Origin of the sequence: Rhodococcus sp. IEGM 1372 (assembly GCF_030056835.1) — a bacterium.
Taxonomy (GTDB): domain Bacteria; phylum Actinomycetota; class Actinomycetes; order Mycobacteriales; family Mycobacteriaceae; genus Rhodococcoides.
In genome coordinates this window covers 38,737-55,541 of record NZ_JASHKS010000017.1, presented here as the reverse complement: position 1 = coordinate 55,541, position 16,805 = coordinate 38,737, and the positions used below count along the sequence as shown (strand labels likewise).

The following is a 16,805-nucleotide window of genomic DNA, read 5'->3' as shown; positions in this document are numbered from 1 at the left end:
TCGCCGGTCATTGTGCGGCGGTGGATACCGCTCTGATGTTCATGACGGCGAAGCTCTCGCGGCTTCCGGTCGATTCCGACAGCGCGTACAGCCAATGGCCGTCCTGCAACGCATCCGAGATCGCATGCCGGACGATGGCTCCCCTGGAGTTCTGATAGTCGATCGTGACGGGCGTGCCGCGCGCTGCGGCGTCGGTCAACAGATCCAGCTCACGCGGCAACAGCCGGCTGTGGGAATCCAGCGCAGACCGCACTCGTGCCTCGTCGACGGTTCCGCCGCTGCCTGCCAGCAGGAGCCGCGCGAGCTCGCGTGGTTCGCGTCGGTGCCGTGCCGGGTGGACGGCACGATGCGTCGGCCGGGTGTCCCCCGCGCGAATGCGAGGTGCGCTGTCGAGTTGGAGTTGCCCGGTGTCGGAGTGCCGCACCGGGGAGTATCCGTGCCTGCGGAGCACAGCGATGGTGTCGATCGGCGTGGCAGAACTGACCAGGACGGTCGGAGCGAGGCGCTGGAACTGCAGCACGGCCAGGGACTCGTCGGTCTCGATGTTGGTCAGCAGGACGACATCCTCGGAGACGATGGCGCAGGGAATTCTGCGCACGGCCAGTGCGCCGTAGGTACGCCAGCAGTCCCGGATCGTGTAGCTCAGAGCCTGGGGTACGTCGGTGTCGGCCATCGCGGTCAACGCATCGATCAACTCGTCGCCGGTGCCGCCGGTGTCGAAGAACCCCCGAATGGTCGCGGGAGTGAACCGCCAGACCGATGCGACGTCCCTCGACTCGGGCTGCGCGGCCGCGCCGAGAATCGACGCCACCTCGGTACTGGGTGGTCCGGTCACCACCGCCGTGGAATCGGGCAACAGCCGAACGGAGAACGGCACCCACTCGGCCATGTCCTGCAACTGTGCGGCCAGAGCCGCACGGATTTCGCGCGGGTCACCGTCTCGACCCGCGGGGAACTCGGTGAGGGTGCGGCACAGATCGGTCGGCGCACCGTCGGCCAATATCCCGAGTCGACTCACCTCCAACCACAGCGCGTGCACGTGGCCTGGCCCGGCGCTCGTCGAGACGACCGGGATGTGCCAGTCCAGGTACCGGGCGAACTCCTCGGCATCCTGCAGAACCGTCACCGGCGAGGCGACGTCCTCGTATCGGAGCAGAGCTGTCAGCGCCGTCGCGCGCAGGTCCGCTGCCGCGGGGTCGTCGAGCATCTTCTTGAGCACGGGAACGGTCTTCTGGGATGCGCGGGGAACTCGGTGGGTGGGAGTGAAGGGCGAACTCCACCACGCGGTCACCAGCGTCGCCGCCTGTTCGGCTCGGGCGCTCGTCGACCATGTCTCGTAGGCCGAGGTCAACGCGACGCCGGTCTTTCCGCGTTCGGCCAGCAGCCCGGCTTCGCGTGCCAGCATCAACATCAACGCGGTGTCGTGTTCGTCGGCGAATCCCAACCTGCTCGTGAGCGACCGAAGTTCCTTGGCACTGACGCCGCCGGTCTTCATCGTCGTCAGGCCGTCGGCGTCGATGGCCGTCAGCAATGCCTGCGTGTGTTCGCAGAACTGCAGCAGTGCGATGGAACGAGTGCGCCGCACGTCGTCGTGCGAGAGCGCGCGGGTCTCGAAGGTCGGCGGCGTGACTTCGATGGGCAGACGCCACCCGACCCCGCGCAGGGCGATGCTCACCTCCAGCGGCATCTCGACGCGGTGCCCGTCGAGTCGATACAACAATCCCCGCTCGAAGGCAGGGGTCCCCGCGCTCGACGGAATGTCGAAGATCAGTGACACCGGCTTGCCATCGACGAAGCGAGACAACATCGCTCGCATCTCCTCCGACCCGCCGTCGAACAGCGCCCTGATCCGTTCGGGCGTCATCGCGGCTGCAACGGCGTCGGCGCGCGTCCCTCGCTCGAGCGCCGGGTCGATTCCGAGGATCGACAGCACAGCCAGCCGGTCCTGCTCGACGGCGCAGTGCAGGAACAGTTTTCGCTGCCTGCGGGCAAGTCCGAACGGATGCGAGAACACCCCGGACAGATCGATGGGTGAGTATTCGACCGTGCCTGCGCCGGGCGAGGAGTGCGGCCAGATCAACCCGTAGGCCGTCAGTGTGGCGAGAGCGGCATCGATGTGCGGCGTCTCGTTGATCGGGCCCTCACTCGCCCAGTGCCCGATCTCGGCGCGGCTCAGATCTCCCATGAGCGCGAACAATTCGAGGAGAGCGAGCGCGCCGCTGTCGAGTCGACGCGGCAGCATCGACACCCGAGACGGTGCACCGAGCAACTGCGCGAGCAACCCGAACGAGCGCGGTGGCGGGTCGGTCGCCACGTCCGGCCGACGGTGCAGCAGATCGGTCAGTGCGTCCTCGTCGAGAGTCGCCAGCCAGCCCTCGTAGGTTTCGATACTGTCGGTCATTTCGCCCCCCGGTGAAAGTTCTGGCCACTGTATCGACGGGCACCGACAGACTTATTTGTTCTTGGCTGCGGCTTTCGCTGCCTTCTTGAATTCACGTACCTCGAGCAGCGATTTCTCGTCCACCACGTCGGCGATGGATCGACGCGCACCGTCGTCGCCGTACGCTCCCGCGGCCTTGCGCCACCCGTCTGGCGTGACGCCCATCTGCTTGCCGAGCAGCGCGAGGAAGATACGGGCCTTCTGATCGCCGTAGCCGGGGAGGGCCTTGAGACGCTTCAGTACTTCGGCACCGTCGGGATCGTCCCGAGTCCAGATCTCCTGCGGCTTGCCGTCGTAGTTCTCGACTAGGAACGCCGCCAGCCCCTGGATGCGCTTGGCCATCGAACCCGGGAACCGGTGGACGGCCGGGGTCTGCGCGCACAGGGCAGCGAACTCTTCGGGATCGGTGTCGGCGACGGTGTCGACGTTCAGGTCACCGAGACGGTCGACGAGCTTCTTCGGTCCTGCGAACGCCGATTCCATCGGTACCTGCTGATCGAGAAGCATGCCGATCAGCAGCGCGAACGGATCCTCGGCGAGCAGTGCATCGGCCTCAGGATCGCCGACGAGGTGCAGTGTGCGAGACATGGCCTCGATCCTGCCACGCACCCCTGGGGTCAGGTGATCGAGACCAACTGCGTGATGTCGTCGAAGGGCAAGGGGCCGTCGACGACGGCTCCCACGACGGCGCTGTTGAGGATGATCGATCCGCCGTGGTTGTCGAGGAACGCGGTGTCGGATGCGTCGCGTCCGGTGGCGATGCGCACCAAGGTCGATCGCGGTGCGAGGCAGGTCGCGTCCACCACTCGCCACTGGCCTTCGACGAATGCTTCGGCAACCGCGTGGAAGTCCATCGGATCGCAGCCCGGCGCGTACACCGCGACCAGGCGAGCCGGGACGTTGACCGCTCGCAGCAGCGCCACCACGAGGTGGGTGTAATCGCGGCAGACTCCGGCACCGGCGAGGAGGGTGTCGACTGCGCCGTCGATGGGGTCGCTGCTGCCCGGTACGTAGCTCAGCCGCGCGCCGACCCACGAGGACACCTCGGCGAGCAGCTTCTCCGAGGGTGGGTACGAGCCGAATTCCGTTGCTGCGAAGCCGAAGAACTTGTCGGCTTCGGCGTAGCGGCTGGGCCGCAGGTACAGCGAGAGGTCGTAGTCGGAGACCGGAGCGGGCTCGGTGTTGCCGTAGATGGTTGCCGAGTACGACGCCTCGAGCTTGCCGACGCCGGCGTGAATCTTGTGGATGCGGGTGCCGTGAGCACCGCTGATCTCCTGCGCCTCGATCGGCTGACCGTCGAGTGTGAACGAGAGTGCTTCCCACACGTCGGTTCCTGGATGCGGTGCAATTGCGATCTGGAACTCGAGGGTGCTGGCCTCGGTCACGTCGACATCGAGGTACGCAGAGACATCACGTTTCATCGTGCCGATCCTGCCATCTTCGAGCCGTTCGCGCAGACTATGACTCGTCGGTGGGGCGATCGCCGGTCACCAGGAAGATGACGCGTTTGGCGACCTCGACAGTGTGGTCGGAGTATCGCTCGTAGAAGCGCCCGAGCAGCGTTATGTCCACTGCGGCAGGCACGCCGTGCGGCCAGTCGGGTGCGGAGGTCAGCATGAACAGGCTGCGGTGCAGCGCGTCCATCTCCTGATCCTGAATTCGCAGGTCGGCGGCGAGCTCGGCGTCTCGGGTCTCCAGGACGCGTTGGGTGGACTCGGCCTGCGCGACGGCAACGCGACCCATCTGCTCGAACACGCCCTCGACCTCGGGCGGCAAAACGTGCGCGGGATGGCGACGGCGAACCAGTTCGGCGATGTGCACGGCCAGGCCACCCATGCGCTGGAGATCGGCGACGATGTTGATGCCCGAGACGACGCGTCGTAGATCGTGGGCAACGGGTGCCTGCAGCGCCAGGAAGCCGAAGGCTCCGTGCTCCCACTCGACTGCGAGCATGTCGATCTCTTCGCGGTATTCGATGGTCTGCTCGGCGAGAACGATGTCTGCCGTCAACAACGATCGAGTCGCGTCCGCCATCGCCTTCTCGGCAATTCGCGACATTTCGGACAAATTCGACGCCAGCGAATCCAACGTCTCGGCGTAACTGTCCCGCATGAAGTACTCAACCCCTACCGTTCGGCCCTGCTGGGCCTGTAGGCCTTACCCCCGAACACTTGTTTCTACACCTCTCACGGCGCTGTGCGACGCTGAACGCCATGACTGTGTTGAAGTCGATAGTGCTGTTCGGCGTCGCCGCTCTGTTCGAGATCGGCGGAGCATGGTTGGTATGGCAAGGGATTCGAGAGCATCGCGGGTGGCTGTGGGCCGGAGCCGGGGTGCTCGCTCTCGGCGCCTACGGCTTCGTGGCGACCTTGCAACCCGACGCGAACTTCGGTCGGATTCTGGCGGCGTACGGCGGGGTCTTCGTCGCGGGATCGTTGCTCTGGGCAATGGTGGTCGACGGTTTCCGACCCGACCGGTGGGACATCACCGGAGCGTCGATCGCATTGATCGGCGTCGCGGTGATCATGTACGGCCCGCGCTGACTCACGCGGGCCGTACCGAGAAGATCAGCAGTTCGACGGCGCGGGCACCCCGTAGAACCGGTCCTTGATCCAGTTCTGCGCCTCGCCGAGGCCGAGGATATCCGGAATCAGGTGTCCGGCACCCGAACCCGGGACGATGGCCGGAACCTGCGCGGCGCTCAGCTGCACGGTGGCACCCTTGCCGCACCAGTCACCGGCCAGTCCGACGGCCTGTCCGTGAGGAACGATGTCGTCGGACGTACCGGACTGAATCAGCACCGGCGCATTCGGCGTCCGCTCACCGATCTTGTTCTTGGCCAGGATCTCCTGAGCGACGGGCAGCCTGTCCAGCACCACCGACAGCGGCTCGCCGGTCTTGGTGTACTCGTTGGTGCGGTGCAGCCCGACGTTCAGAATCGTTTCTCCCACACACTGATTCGCGACCAGATTCAGCATGGCCTTGCCTGCGTCGTTGATGTTCTCGTCGATGATGGGCTGGAGACCCGGGTCGGAGTTGAGCAGACCGTTGAGGGTGTATCCGATGACTCCGGTGAGAATGGTGCCGTCGACCTGCTCGAGGGTCGCCTTCAGATCTGCGGGAGGTGCACCGGCGTAGGTGCCGACGAGGTTCATCTCGGGTGCGTACTCATCGGCGAGTTCCGCTGCAGCAGCGGCTGCTCCGCCGCCCTGCGAGTAGCCGTACGCGGCCACCGGGCCGTCGGCGGAGATCTTGGTACCCTGCAGGTTCTGTGCGGCGCGGGCCGCGTCGAGCACAGCGTGAGCTTCCGAGGCGCGGTTGACGTACGTGTGCGCACCCGGCGTACCGAGGCCCTCGTAGTCGGTGATGACCACGCCGTAACCCTGCGAGAGCAGCGAGTATGCCGCGAGCACCTCGTACTCGACCATGAAGCCGAGCGGCGGAGTGTAGGTGATGACGTTGTTGAGCATCTTCGACGGCGCGCACTGATCGCCCTGTCCCTGAGTTCCCGGGGCGAGGACGACGAGCGGACGCGGGCCGGGCCCGGTCCACTCCGCGGCGGGATCGATGTAGGTTCCCGTGACGGCATTGGCTTCGTCGTTGGAATCGTTGCTGCGGTACATGATTCGGGTTGCCGCACCGGGCAGCGGGCCACCGATCCCGGGAACCGACAGCGCGAGATGCGAGGGCTCGGACCGGATCACGTCACCCGGGGAGCCTGCGGGGAGCGGGCTCGGTGGAATGTAGAAATCGGATTCGACGGTCGATCCCGTCGAGGGTGCCGCCGATACCGCGGGTGCCGTCACCCCCATGAATACTGCCGCTACCGCCACAGCCGACCCGAACACGCGTGTGCAACGCACCTGATAAACCCCCAACGTCGATCACTTGACTTCAAGTGAGCGCTACCCCGTGTAGCACTTATCGTGACGCACCTTACGTGATGCGCCACACAACGCATAGGGCTAGTTCGGTGTCCTCACGATCAGCGTCGACGACGATGCATCGCCGTCTTGGCCGCATCGACCTCGTCGCTGGTGAAGGGCCGCCCCGGCAGCGTCGACCTTGGAACGCCGTCGCCGCGCAGACCGTCGAGCAACACGGTGAAATAGCGTCGCCAGTTCGACGCGTCGACGGTGCTGGAGAATTCGACGCTCGCGCCGATCATGCCGAGCACCGGATAGAAGTCGTTTACGGCGACGTCCGGCCGAAGCTGACCGGATGCCAGTGCTCGTTCGACGATCTTCTCGAAGAACGGATCGATGCGCGAGCGAACCTGAGCGATCCCTCGGCAGCCCTGATCGGACCCGAGTACGACGTCTCCGAGACCGCGATCGAGTGCCATTCCCGCGCACACATCGCCGAGGAACTGCACCAAACCGTCCCACGGATCCTCTGCCTCGAGCGCCCGTTCGGCGGTCGCGAGCATGTCTTCGAGACGCTGCTCGAACACGCCGTCGATCAGTTCTTCCTTGCAAGAAAACCGCCGATAGACGGTGCCGACGCCCACCTTGGCGTGCGCCGCGACGTCGTCGAGCGTGATGTCGATGCCGTGTGACGCGAACAGTTCGCGGGCCGCGTCGACGATGCGACGTCGATTGCGTTCGGCATCGGCCCGAAGTGGCTTCGATGCCGCTGTGTCCGCTCTCACACTCATTCGATGTCCGTTTCACCCGATAAGCGGAGGACATCCCTCCACTTCGCTGCTACCTTGTTCTACAACCGGAGGGTACACCTCCGCATAGTCGAACCGAGGACACTATGACCGCCCTTTCATCGGAGAACGTGGGCGACTCGACGTCGACCACGACGCCGGTCGACGAACGTGCGCATCGGAATCGTTGGCTGATTCTCGCGACGCTCGGACTGGCTCAGCTCATGGTCGTGCTCGACGCGACCATCGTGAACATCGCACTCCCCGCTGCTCAGCTCGACCTGGGCTTCGACAACGCCGACCGCTCATGGGTCGTCACCTCGTACGCACTCGCGTTCGGCAGCCTGCTGCTGCTCGGTGGACGACTGAGCGACCTCTTCGGACGACGCAACACCTTCCTCATCGGGCTCGTCGGTTTCGCGCTGATGTCGGCTGTGGGCGGCGCGGCCGTCAACTTCGGCATGCTCGTCGCGGCCCGCGCCGGTCAGGGTGTCTTCGGCGCTCTGCTCGCCCCCGCGGCCCTGTCCCTGTTGGCCACCACCTTCACCGACACCAAGGAACGCGCCAAGGCATTCGGCATCTTCGGTGCCATCGCCGGCGGCGGCGGCGCTCTCGGCCTGCTGCTGGGCGGCATGCTCACCGAATGGGCCAACTGGCGCTGGAGCCTGTACGTCAACCTGATCTTCGCCGCGCTCGCATTCGTCGGCGGATTCCTGTTACTGGCCAAGCACAAGGTCGACGTCCGCCCCAAGCTCGACATCCCCGGCACCCTCGCCGTCTCGGCCGCACTGTTCTCCATCGTCTACGGCTTCGCTCACGCCGAGTCCGACGGCTGGGGCAACTCGGTCACCCTCGGATTCCTGGCCGCCGGTGTCGTACTGCTCGCAGTGTTCGTGACCATCCAGATGCGCGTCGAGCATCCGTTGTTGCCGTTGCGGATCGTGCTGAACCGCACTCGTGCGGGATCGTTCCTCGCGGTATTCGTCACCGGTGCAGGCATGTTCGCGGTGTTCCTGTTCCTGACGTACTACCTGCAGAACACGCTGAAGTACACGCCCATCACCACCGGGTTCGCCTTCATGCCGATGATCGCGTCGCTGATCCTCACGGCGACTCTGTCCACGGCGCTGATCCTGCCCCGCTTCGGACCCCGCATCCTGATGACGACCGGCCTGGTCGTGGCCTCGATCGGCATGGCGCTGCTGACGCAGATCGACGTCGACAGCAGCTACGTCACGCACATCCTGCCCGGCCTGGTCATCATGGGCCTCGGCCTCGGTGCCACCATGGCCCCGGCCATGCAGGGCGCGATCTCGGGCGTCGACCCCGACGATTCCGGTGTCGCATCGGCAACGGTGAACACCATGCAGCAGGTGGGCGGCTCGATCGGCACGGCGCTGCTGAGCACCGTGGCAGCCAATGCGGCGACCAGCTACGTCAGCTCGAACATGGCGACGGCAACCGATGTGGCACTGCTACAGGCCAACGCGGAGATCGCCAGCTACACCACCACGTTCTGGTGGGCGTCGGGAATCTTCCTGCTCGGCGCGGTGCTGTCGGCCACGCTGCTGAAGAACGGACCGTTGCCGTCGGCTCCCGAAGGTGCGGTAGTCGTCGGACACTGAGCGGCTCCGCCGCATGTGAGCGGAACCTCGTAGCCTGCTACGAAGTTCCGCTCACGTGCGTCAGCCTTCGAGCAGCTTTTCGGTCGCGGCCAGCAGAACGCAGGTCGCGACGCCGTCCATCGATTTCTCCAGCTCACCGAGTGAGGGGAAGCTCGGGGCGAGGCGAATGTTCTTGTCTTCCGGATCTTTTCCGTACGGGAAGGCCGAGCCGGCGGCCGTCAGAGCGATTCCGGCTTCCTTGGCCAGCGCGATCGACCGCGCGGCCGTGCCCTCGAGCACGTCGAGGCTGATGAAGTAGCCGCCCTTGGGTTCGGTCCAGGATGCGATCTTCGACGCACCGAGACGGTCCTCGAGGATCTGCTGCACCAGAGCGAACTTGGGGGCCAGGACCTCGCGATGCTTGGCCATGTGGGCCCGCACACCGGCGGCGTCGCCGAAGAAGCGCAGGTGCCGCAGCTGGTTCAACTTGTCCGGGCCGATGCTCTTCTTGCCGAAATGCTTCTGGTACCAGGCGAGGTTCTCCTCGGAACTGCCGAGGAAGCTGACCCCCGCACCGGCGAACGTGATCTTCGAGGTCGACGCGAACACGAACGGGCGGTTGGGGAACCCGGCCTCGGCGGCCATGCCCAACACGTCGTACGACGGCGCGAATTCCTCGGTCAGTGGATGCACCGCGTAGGCGTTGTCCCAGAACAGTCGGAAATCGGGTGCGGCCGCAGGCATGGTGGCCAGCGCGCGAACGACGTCCTCCGAGTAGACGGCTCCGGTGGGGTTCGCGTAGTTCGGCACCACCCACATGCCCTTGATCTGCGGATCCGACGCCACCAGGTTGGCGATCTCGTGCACGTTCGGGCCGTCGGGCCCCATCGGAACCGGGATCATCTCGATGCCGAAGCTTTCGGTGATCGCGAAGTGCCGGTCGTAGCCGGGCGAAGGGCAGAGGAAGCGCACGTTCGGCTCGGCCGACCAGGCGCGAGGGGAATCGGGCAGCCCGTGCAGCAGCGCCCAGACCACCAGGTCCTGCATGATCTCGAGGCTGGCGTTGTTGCCGGCGAGCAAGTTCTTCACCGGGATGCCGAGCAGTTCACCGAAGATGGCACGCAGTTCCGGCAGGCCCGCGAGGCCGCCGTAGTTGCGGCAGTCGGTGCCGTTGCCGTCCTTGTAATCCGCACCCGGAAGCGTCAGCAGGCCAGCAGCGAGATCGAGCTGCTCTGGCGACGGCTTGCCGCGAGTGAGATCGAGAGTGAGCTTCTCGGCTTTGAGCTGCGTGTACTTCGCGCTCTGCCGCTCGTGCTCGGAGGCAAGCTCCTCATGGTTCATCAGACCCAACTGGGTTTGCGCTGGCATGCGGAGCGGCCTCTCGGTGACGGGTTCCCCGGACAGTGTCGATGTCACTGAAATAAAGGGGACCCCGCGCACCCGGCAGAGCCCATTGACCCTTGCTGCCTTCCGGCCCTGGGGGAGTTCACAGGATGCGCGCCGCGCGGGATCCGTTAGGAAGTGTAGCCGCCTCCCGTCCGACAACACATCACCACCCTTCACGCCTCCCGATTTGGGAGATGGTGGGGGTAACCGGGTAAGCTCCCCCACGGAGGATTCGCCTAGTGGCCTATGGCGCTCGCCTGGAACGCGGGTTGGGTTAACGCCCTCAGGGGTTCAAATCCCCTATCCTCCGCCAGAGAAGCCCCCGTGACATGTCACGGGGGCTTCTTGCTGTTCGAGGCGAGGTGGTTCACCCGTCCGCTCTGGTTCGCGCCCACCCCGTTCGCGTCAATGGACCACTGCACCGGTCAGACGTATGCAGTGGTCCATCCACCCAGTTCACCTCTCCGCGTCGATGTCACATTGACGCGGCCAGATGGTCCATTGACGCGGGGCGGGGGCCGAACTAGCGAGCCGACCAACCACCGTCCATGGTGTAGGACGCTCCAGTCACCATGCCGGCGTTTTCGGAGGTCAACCAGCCCACCAGTGAGGCGACTTCGGCCGGTTCGACGAGTCTCTTGATGGCCGCCTCGGTCAGCAGAACTTTCTCGAGTACCTCGTTCTCGGGGATGCCGTGTGCCTTGGCCTGGTCTGCGATCTGTGTTTCCACAAGAGGCGTTCGGACGTATCCCGGGTTGACGCAGTTGCTCGTCACACCGTGGGCGGCACCTTCGAGGGCCGTCACTTTCGACAGTCCTTCGAGGGCGTGTTTCGCGGTGACGTAGGCGACCTTGAATTCCGAGGCCCGCAGTCCGTGCACCGAGGACAGGTTCACCACTCGACCGAAACCGCGAGAGTACATGTGCGGCAACGCAGCTCGAACCAAAAGGAACGGTGCCTCGACCATCAGCGCCTGGATTCTGCGGAATGCGCCCGGGTCGAAGTCGACGATCGGTGCGACGGTTTGGATGCCCGCATTATTGACGAGGATGTCGACGTCCAGGCGGAGGTCGTCCAACGCGGTGGTGTCGAGCAGATCCACCGACCAGACGTCTCCGCCGATCTCCGACGCCAATTCCTTTGCGGCAACGTCGTTCACATCGGCGACGGTGACGCGGGCACCGCGACCGGCGAGCTCGCGCGCACATGCGGCCCCGATGCCGGACGCTCCCCCGGTGACGAGGGCGGAGCGTCCGTTCAGGTCGGTCATCGCTGTGCAGTCTTGTCGAGCAGACCGGCCTTCGCCAGCTCGGCCTCGGTGGCCAGGTTCTTGGCGTCGGCGATGTCGATGCTTTCGAGCGCCAGTCCCTTGGTCTCCCGAGCGACGACGACGGCCACGACGGTGATCGCGCAGGCCACGGCCAGGTACACCGCGATCGGGACGGACGAGCCGTAGATGTCGAGCAGCTTGACCGCGATGATCGGGGCCAGCGAACCGGCGACGATCGAGGTGACCTGGTAGCCGAGGGATACACCGGAGTACCGCATCCGCGTCGGGAACATCTCGGCCATGATGGCCGGCTGCGTGGCGTACATGAAGGCGTGGAACATCAGGCCGATAATGATGGCCAGCATGATGACGACGTTGTGGCCGCTGTTCATCATCGGGAAGGCGAAGAAGCCCCACGTCGCTGCGGTGACGGCTCCGGCGAAGTAGACCGGGCGACGTCCGACGCGGTCGGCGAGCTTGCCCACCAACGGAATCGTGCAGAAGTGGATCGCGTGGGCGATGAGCATCCACCACAGGATCGTGGAGGTGTCGGTACCCACCTCGACCGAGAGGTACGTGATGGAGAAGGTGACGACGAGGTAGTACATGACGTTCTCACCGAAGCGCAGTCCCATCGCGGTGAACACGCCACGCGGGTAACGCTTCACGACCTCGAAGACGCCGTACGACGCGGCCTTGATGACCTCGGCCTGCTTGTGAGCCTCGAGGAAGATCGGGGCGTCGGAGACCTTGGTGCGGATGTAGTAGCCGACGAAGACGATGACGGCGGAGAGCCAGAATGCGACGCGCCAGCCCCAGCTGAGGAAGGCTTCGTCGGACAGTGTGGTCGTCAGGACGAGCAGCGCGACGGTGGCGAGCAGGTTGCCTGCGGGGACGCCTGCCTGCGGCCAGCTGGCCCAGAATCCGCGGGACTTGTTCGGGCTGTGTTCTGCGACAAGGAGAACCGCGCCGCCCCATTCGCCGCCGACGGCGAAGCCCTGGATGAATCGCAGGGTCACCAGCAGTCCCGGTGCCCAGTAGCCGATGGCCTCGAAGGTCGGTAGGCAGCCCATGAGGAACGTGGCCCCGCCGACGAGGACGAGGCTGAACTGCAGCAACTTCTTTCGGCCGTACTTGTCGCCGTAGTGACCGAAGACGATGCCGCCCAACGGACGTGCGACGAAGCCGACGGCGTAGGTGACGAAGGCCGCGAGGATCGCGTCGAGCTCACTGGTTCCGGCAGCGAAGAAGATCTTGCTGAACACCAGCGTTGCGGCGGTGCCGTAGAGGAAGAACTCGTACCACTCGACGATGGTGCCGGCCATCGACGCCCCGACGACCTTCTTCAGGCCTGTGGGCGTGGCATCGGGATCCGGTTCTGGTCGTTCTGTCAGCGGCTGATCGACGCTCATGTTTTCTCCTGTGTTACTCAGCACGTCACGTTCATGCATGTGATGGACCACACAACTGCGGGCTGGTCTGAGTATTGGTGCAGATGTTTGTGGGCGCAAGAGCCATGAACGCAGGTCGGATCTGCAAAACTGCACACATGACGCTCGGTGGCGCGAAGATCCCCAGTGCAGACGACCTGCTGGTGCTGCTCGCTGTCAGTCGCACCGGTCGCTACAGCTCGGCCGCCGACGACCTGGGCATCAACCACACGACCATTTCCCGACGCATCGCCGCACTCGAGGACACGCTCGGCGGCCGGGTCCTCACCCGTGGTGCCGGTGGCTGGGAACTGACGCAGCTGGGCCGCGGCGCGCTGGCCGCGGCGGAGGCCGTCGAGGATGCGCTGCGCACCCTCGTCTCGAGCGATGTCGGCGCGCTGGAAGGCGTCGTGCGAATTTCGGCGACCGACGGATTCAGTGCCTATATCGCGGCTCCGGCCGCGGCGCGGGTGCAGCGCGCTCATCCGCGCGTGTCCGTGGAAATCGTGGCGGTCACCAGGCGCGCGTCGCAGCAACGATCGGGCCTGGACATCGAGATCGTCGTCGGGCAACCGCAAGTGCATCGCGCCGAGGCCATCCGGCTCGGGGACTATCTACTCGGCCTCTATGCCTCCGAGGACTATCTGGAGGACCACGGAACTCCGCAGGTGCCGGCCGATCTCTCCGCACACCCGTTCATCTACTTCATCGATTCGATGCTGCACGTCGACGATCTCGATCTGGCCCCCAACTTCACCCCGACGATGCGCGAATCGGTCACCTCCACCAACGTCTTCGTCCACGTCGAGGCCACCCGCGCATCCGCGGGCATCGGACTGCTGCCGTGCTTCATGGCCGATCGCCACCCCGACCTCCGACGAGTCCTGCCCGACGCCATCGCGGTGAAACTGACCTACTGGCTCGTCACGCGTACCGAAACCCTGCGACGGCCGGAGGTGTCGGCGGTGGTCGACGCCATCCGCGCCGTCGTCACCGAACAACGTTCGGCACTGTTGGGTGAACACTGAATACCTACGTCCACAAGGAGAGTCCCCCGATGACAGATATCGAGTTCTATTTCGATCCTGTGTGCCCGTTCGCCTGGATGACCAGCAAATGGGTTCGCAAGGTTCAGGCCCAGCGCGACTACACCGTCGACTGGCGGTTCATCTCGCTGCGACTGCTCAACTCGCACATCGACTACGACGCCCACTTCCCGCCCGAGTACGAGGCCGGCCACACCGCAGGTCTACGACTGCTGCGGGCTGCTGCCGCTATTCGTCGTGAGCACGGATCGGCAACGATCGGGCCACTGTACGAGGCCCTCGGCACCCACATCTTCGACACCGAGGTGGTGCCCGACGACGCTACGAGCCACGGCCATCGCGGCACCGCACAATTCCTGGGGCCGATCCTCGAACAACTCGGACTGCCCACCCATCACACTGCAGCACTGGATGATTCGTCGCTCGACGAGGAGATCCGAGCCGAAACCGATCACGCTCTCTCGCTCACCGGCAAGGACGTCGGAACCCCGATCATCGCCTTCGAGCCGCCGGACGGCGTCGCGTTCTTCGGGCCGGTGATCAGCCGACTGCCCAGCGACGAGGAGGCAGTGCCGCTGTGGGACAACGTGATCGGACTCGCTCGCTTCCCCGGATTCGCCGAGATGAAGCGCAGTCTGCGTGAGCTTCCACAACTCAAGGCCCTCGGCGTGCAGGAAGACGAAGCGGGCGTGCAGCAGGACTGGCACGGCGGGAGCCGACGCCAGAAGAAGTGAGTTCCCGCAGAACTAGTCGCCCAGGACGTCGTCCATGTTGCCGGTTCCCGGGGTTCCGGCATCGAGGCCGTACCGCAGGTAGACGGTGCCATTCCCGTCGACGGCCGGTGGCTCGAGCAACGTCAGATTGCTGGGCACGGTGCCGTCGGCGAACACTCTCTTTCCCACTCCCAGCAGGATGGGATGCACCCACAGATCGAGTCGATCGAAAAGCTTCTCGCGCAACAGCGTCTGAACCAGATCGAGGCTTCCGACCACTTTGATGTGGTCGTGTCGATCTCTGATCTCACGCACCGCATCGACCAGGTTCGGTCCGAGTTGAGTCGAACCGTCCCACCGCAGATCGGGTGTGCCGCGCGAGGCCACGTATTTCGGTATGGCGTTGAACAGCGTTGCGAACGAGCCTTTTTGGTTCGGCCAGTAGGCGGCGAAGATGTCGTAGGTGCGTCGGCCGAGCAGGAGCGCATCCGTGCCCTCGTATGCGGCGTCGACCTGTGCTCCGGAGACCTCGTCGAGCAGAGGAGCCTGCCAACCACCGAAGGGGAAGTTCTCGGGATCTTCCTCGGGGCTTCCTGGTGATTGTGCGACGAGGTCGAGGGTGGCGAACAACTCCAACGTGATGAGGCCCATGATTGCTCCTGGTTCTGTAAGACGGAATCTTCTTCAGCTCAATACTTTTCGCAGACTCTCGGCAAATTCTGTCGGCTTACCGGTCTGACCGAATTCGCCGCCGAGGAATCCCGAGTGGCCGCCGGGAAAGACAATCGGCTCCGATCCTAGGAGCGCTGCAGTCGAATACGCTGCGCGAGCAGCGATGTGACCGTCCTCTGGGCCGCCGGATTCTTCACCTACTCCGATCACCACAGTGGTGGGAGCAGCACGCAATGCATCGACATCCGGCGCGAAATCGACTCCTCCCCCTCGCATGTTGGACATCAGGGCATCGTCGCGGGTTCCGTCGTCCTCGGTCGGAAGGCCGAACTGCGCCGGGGCAGGTGCCGGGCGAGCGAAGAACGCGTCGTCGATGGGGCCCGCGTGCATCAGCAGCGACATGAATTCGGCCATCGCTTGGCCGCGGCCGTGAGCGTCGTACGTGGCCACCATGTGTGCGCACACTGTCGCGATGTTCTCGCGGTCCGGCAGAGTGCCTCCGGCGGGCGGTTCGTGGGCAACCAACGTTCGAACGTCGGACGGGTACTTGCTGACGAGAACCAGCGCATTGACCGCACCCCCGCTGGAGGCGAAGACATCGACAGGACCATGGCCGACGGCAGTGAGCACTGCATGCAGGTCGTCGGCATGTTCGCCGAAGGTGACCGCGGCGGTCGCGTCGTCTCGTCGACTACGTCCGACATTTCTCGGGTCGTAGGTGACGACCACCCGGTCGCGGAAGTGCGACGCCAACGTACCGAACCCACTCGCGTCCATCGGTGAACCGATGAGCAGCAGGGGGGTGACCCCGGCCTCGAGCTCGCCGATCACGTCGTAGGTCAGGGTCGCACCGGGAACGGAAACGGTCTGTGTAGTCATGATCGGTTGGACCTCGGCGCGAGCAAAAACTCACCGGTCGTCACGCAGGCGAGCGTCGGTTACGAACTCGGCGCTGCTGGGCGTGATGCAACAGTCCCGACGCGGACCTGGATGTGGCCGCCGCGAACGGAGCGAGTCGACAGATCACGCAGCAGTGGCGTCATCGCCGTCCACGGATGGGCCTCGATGTCTGACCCTCCGAGTCGGCATGCCAGCTTCGCCAGCGGGGTCCAGGCAGCGGCTCGTCCGACGGGCCGCTGCATGTCGACGACGGCAACTACTCCGCCCACTTGAGTGTGCGAGATCATCGAGTCGAGGGCCGCCTGCCACGGCGTCATCAGCGAGAGTGCATACGTACTGAGCGCAGCATCGAACTCAGCCTCGCCCAGATCCGCGCTGGTGAGGGCCGTGGCGTCGGCGGCGACCAGCGTGATGTTGTCCCAGCCTGCTCGGTCGGCTCGCCGCCTGGCCTGTTCGAGCATCTGTGAGCTGGCGTCGACTCCGGTGATCGAGCCGGTCGGCCCGATCATCCGCTGCAACCCGGCGAAGTTCAGTCCCGTCCCGCAGCCGAGGTCCAAAACATGGCTTCCGGCAGGTAGATTCAGCAGCTCGAACGCCGACTCCCGACCGGCTCGATACACCGGCCATTCGAAGGAGATCACGTCGTACAGGCGGGCCGACATCGTGTATTTCGTCGGTCGTCTCATGTCG

At 65.0% G+C, this 16,805-nt stretch carries 16 protein-coding genes, 1 tRNA gene and 1 other RNA gene; 5 read left to right on the top strand and 13 right to left on the bottom strand.

Annotated features, from left to right (window positions below):
- Positions 1-7: 7 nt before the first annotated feature.
- From QM590_RS15315 to phoU, 4 genes are read right to left on the bottom strand one after another with little or no spacing between them, the layout of a single operon-like run.
- Positions 8-2,401: a helicase-associated domain-containing protein gene (locus QM590_RS15315; RefSeq protein WP_269595572.1), complete on the bottom strand. Its 2,394-nt coding sequence runs from the start codon at positions 2,399-2,401 to the stop codon at positions 8-10.
- 51 nt (positions 2,402-2,452) lie between these two features.
- The gene (locus QM590_RS15310; RefSeq protein WP_269595571.1) at positions 2,453-3,028 is read right to left on the bottom strand and encodes an HhH-GPD-type base excision DNA repair protein; all 576 of its coding nucleotides are present in this window, start codon (positions 3,026-3,028) and stop codon (positions 2,453-2,455) included.
- Positions 3,029-3,057: 29 nt separating this feature from the next.
- Positions 3,058-3,861: a transglutaminase-like domain-containing protein gene (locus tag QM590_RS15305; RefSeq protein ID WP_068050450.1), complete on the bottom strand. Its 804-nt coding sequence runs from the start codon at positions 3,859-3,861 to the stop codon at positions 3,058-3,060.
- 37 nt (positions 3,862-3,898) lie between these two features.
- Complete coding sequence (phoU, locus tag QM590_RS15300; protein ID WP_068050449.1) at positions 3,899-4,552, bottom strand: phosphate signaling complex protein PhoU; 654 nt, start codon at positions 4,550-4,552, stop codon at positions 3,899-3,901.
- 101 nt (positions 4,553-4,653) lie between these two features.
- On the opposite strand from phoU, the gene QM590_RS15295 reads away from it, so the two are divergent.
- Positions 4,654-4,983 (top strand): YnfA family protein, encoded by a 330-nt coding sequence (locus QM590_RS15295; RefSeq protein ID WP_269595570.1) that lies wholly within the window; start codon positions 4,654-4,656, stop codon positions 4,981-4,983.
- A gap of 24 nt (positions 4,984-5,007) precedes the next feature.
- On the opposite strand, the gene QM590_RS15290 is transcribed toward QM590_RS15295, so the two are convergent.
- Both QM590_RS15290 and QM590_RS15285 read right to left on the bottom strand, forming a co-directional pair.
- Positions 5,008-6,252 carry a lipase family protein gene (locus tag QM590_RS15290; RefSeq protein ID WP_269595590.1) on the bottom strand — a complete coding sequence of 415 codons (1,245 nt, stop codon included), beginning with the start codon at positions 6,250-6,252 and terminating at the stop codon, positions 5,008-5,010.
- A gap of 173 nt (positions 6,253-6,425) precedes the next feature.
- Entirely contained in the window at positions 6,426-7,097 is a 672-nt protein-coding gene (locus QM590_RS15285) for a TetR/AcrR family transcriptional regulator (protein WP_094671499.1), read from the bottom strand.
- Positions 7,098-7,201: 104 nt separating this feature from the next.
- On the opposite strand from QM590_RS15285, the gene QM590_RS15280 reads away from it, so the two are divergent.
- Positions 7,202-8,719, top strand: coding sequence for an MFS transporter (locus QM590_RS15280; protein WP_269595569.1), 1,518 nt, complete (start codon positions 7,202-7,204; stop codon positions 8,717-8,719).
- 60 nt (positions 8,720-8,779) lie between these two features.
- Here QM590_RS15280 and QM590_RS15275 read toward each other — a convergent pair whose 3' ends face one another.
- A complete protein-coding gene (locus QM590_RS15275; protein ID WP_269595568.1) occupies positions 8,780-10,066 on the bottom strand; it encodes an aspartate aminotransferase type Ic in 1,287 nt (428 codons plus the stop codon).
- Between the two features lie 53 nt (positions 10,067-10,119).
- Positions 10,120-10,214, bottom strand: an RNA gene (gene ffs / locus QM590_RS15270) — signal recognition particle sRNA small type.
- Positions 10,215-10,309: 95 nt separating this feature from the next.
- On the opposite strand from ffs, the gene QM590_RS15265 reads away from it, so the two are divergent.
- Positions 10,310-10,397 (top strand) — tRNA-Ser (locus tag QM590_RS15265).
- A 210-nt stretch (positions 10,398-10,607) separates the two neighbouring features.
- Here QM590_RS15265 and QM590_RS15260 read toward each other — a convergent pair.
- Positions 10,608-11,354 (bottom strand): 3-hydroxybutyrate dehydrogenase, encoded by a 747-nt coding sequence (locus tag QM590_RS15260; protein ID WP_269595567.1) that lies wholly within the window; start codon positions 11,352-11,354, stop codon positions 10,608-10,610.
- Entirely contained in the window at positions 11,351-12,766 is a 1,416-nt protein-coding gene (locus tag QM590_RS15255) for an MFS transporter (protein WP_094669902.1), read from the bottom strand. Before QM590_RS15255 ends, QM590_RS15260 begins: the two co-directional genes overlap by 4 nt.
- A gap of 137 nt (positions 12,767-12,903) precedes the next feature.
- On the opposite strand from QM590_RS15255, the gene QM590_RS15250 reads away from it, so the two are divergent.
- Positions 12,904-13,812, top strand: coding sequence for a LysR family transcriptional regulator (locus QM590_RS15250; RefSeq protein ID WP_149407250.1), 909 nt, complete (start codon positions 12,904-12,906; stop codon positions 13,810-13,812).
- 29 nt (positions 13,813-13,841) lie between these two features.
- Positions 13,842-14,564: a mycothiol-dependent nitroreductase Rv2466c family protein gene (locus QM590_RS15245; protein ID WP_269595566.1), complete on the top strand. Its 723-nt coding sequence runs from the start codon at positions 13,842-13,844 to the stop codon at positions 14,562-14,564.
- Between the two features lie 12 nt (positions 14,565-14,576).
- On the opposite strand, the gene QM590_RS15240 is transcribed toward QM590_RS15245, so the two are convergent.
- From QM590_RS15240 to QM590_RS15230, 3 genes are read right to left on the bottom strand one after another with little or no spacing between them, the layout of a single operon-like run.
- Positions 14,577-15,194: a dihydrofolate reductase family protein gene (locus tag QM590_RS15240; protein ID WP_269595565.1), complete on the bottom strand. Its 618-nt coding sequence runs from the start codon at positions 15,192-15,194 to the stop codon at positions 14,577-14,579.
- A 33-nt stretch (positions 15,195-15,227) separates the two neighbouring features.
- Positions 15,228-16,094 carry an alpha/beta fold hydrolase gene (locus tag QM590_RS15235; protein WP_269595564.1) on the bottom strand — a complete coding sequence of 289 codons (867 nt, stop codon included), beginning with the start codon at positions 16,092-16,094 and terminating at the stop codon, positions 15,228-15,230.
- A 59-nt stretch (positions 16,095-16,153) separates the two neighbouring features.
- Positions 16,154-16,801, bottom strand: a complete 648-nt coding sequence (locus tag QM590_RS15230) for a class I SAM-dependent methyltransferase (protein WP_269595563.1) — start codon at positions 16,799-16,801, stop codon at positions 16,154-16,156.
- Positions 16,802-16,805: the final 4 nt, after the last annotated feature.

What these genes read in the sequence shown, in the direction of transcription:
- QM590_RS15315 (WP_269595572.1), bottom strand. Translation starts at nt 2,401, where the DNA reads ATGACCGACAGTATCGAAACCTACGAGGGCTGGCTGGCGACTCTCGAC.
- QM590_RS15310 (WP_269595571.1), bottom strand. Translation starts at nt 3,028, where the DNA reads ATGTCTCGCACACTGCACCTCGTCGGCGATCCTGAGGCCGATGCACTG.
- QM590_RS15305 (WP_068050450.1), bottom strand. Translation starts at nt 3,861, where the DNA reads ATGAAACGTGATGTCTCTGCGTACCTCGATGTCGACGTGACCGAGGCC.
- phoU (WP_068050449.1), bottom strand. Translation starts at nt 4,552, where the DNA reads ATGCGGGACAGTTACGCCGAGACGTTGGATTCGCTGGCGTCGAATTTG.
- QM590_RS15295 (WP_269595570.1), top strand. Translation starts at nt 4,654, where the DNA reads ATGACTGTGTTGAAGTCGATAGTGCTGTTCGGCGTCGCCGCTCTGTTC.
- QM590_RS15290 (WP_269595590.1), bottom strand. Translation starts at nt 6,252, where the DNA reads ATGGGGGTGACGGCACCCGCGGTATCGGCGGCACCCTCGACGGGATCG.
- QM590_RS15285 (WP_094671499.1), bottom strand. Translation starts at nt 7,097, where the DNA reads ATGAGTGTGAGAGCGGACACAGCGGCATCGAAGCCACTTCGGGCCGAT.
- QM590_RS15280 (WP_269595569.1), top strand. Translation starts at nt 7,202, where the DNA reads ATGACCGCCCTTTCATCGGAGAACGTGGGCGACTCGACGTCGACCACG.
- QM590_RS15275 (WP_269595568.1), bottom strand. Translation starts at nt 10,066, where the DNA reads ATGCCAGCGCAAACCCAGTTGGGTCTGATGAACCATGAGGAGCTTGCC.
- QM590_RS15260 (WP_269595567.1), bottom strand. Translation starts at nt 11,354, where the DNA reads ATGACCGACCTGAACGGACGCTCCGCCCTCGTCACCGGGGGAGCGTCC.
- QM590_RS15255 (WP_094669902.1), bottom strand. Translation starts at nt 12,766, where the DNA reads ATGAGCGTCGATCAGCCGCTGACAGAACGACCAGAACCGGATCCCGAT.
- QM590_RS15250 (WP_149407250.1), top strand. Translation starts at nt 12,904, where the DNA reads ATGACGCTCGGTGGCGCGAAGATCCCCAGTGCAGACGACCTGCTGGTG.
- QM590_RS15245 (WP_269595566.1), top strand. Translation starts at nt 13,842, where the DNA reads ATGACAGATATCGAGTTCTATTTCGATCCTGTGTGCCCGTTCGCCTGG.
- QM590_RS15240 (WP_269595565.1), bottom strand. Translation starts at nt 15,194, where the DNA reads ATGGGCCTCATCACGTTGGAGTTGTTCGCCACCCTCGACCTCGTCGCA.
- QM590_RS15235 (WP_269595564.1), bottom strand. Translation starts at nt 16,094, where the DNA reads ATGACTACACAGACCGTTTCCGTTCCCGGTGCGACCCTGACCTACGAC.
- QM590_RS15230 (WP_269595563.1), bottom strand. Translation starts at nt 16,801, where the DNA reads ATGAGACGACCGACGAAATACACGATGTCGGCCCGCCTGTACGACGTG.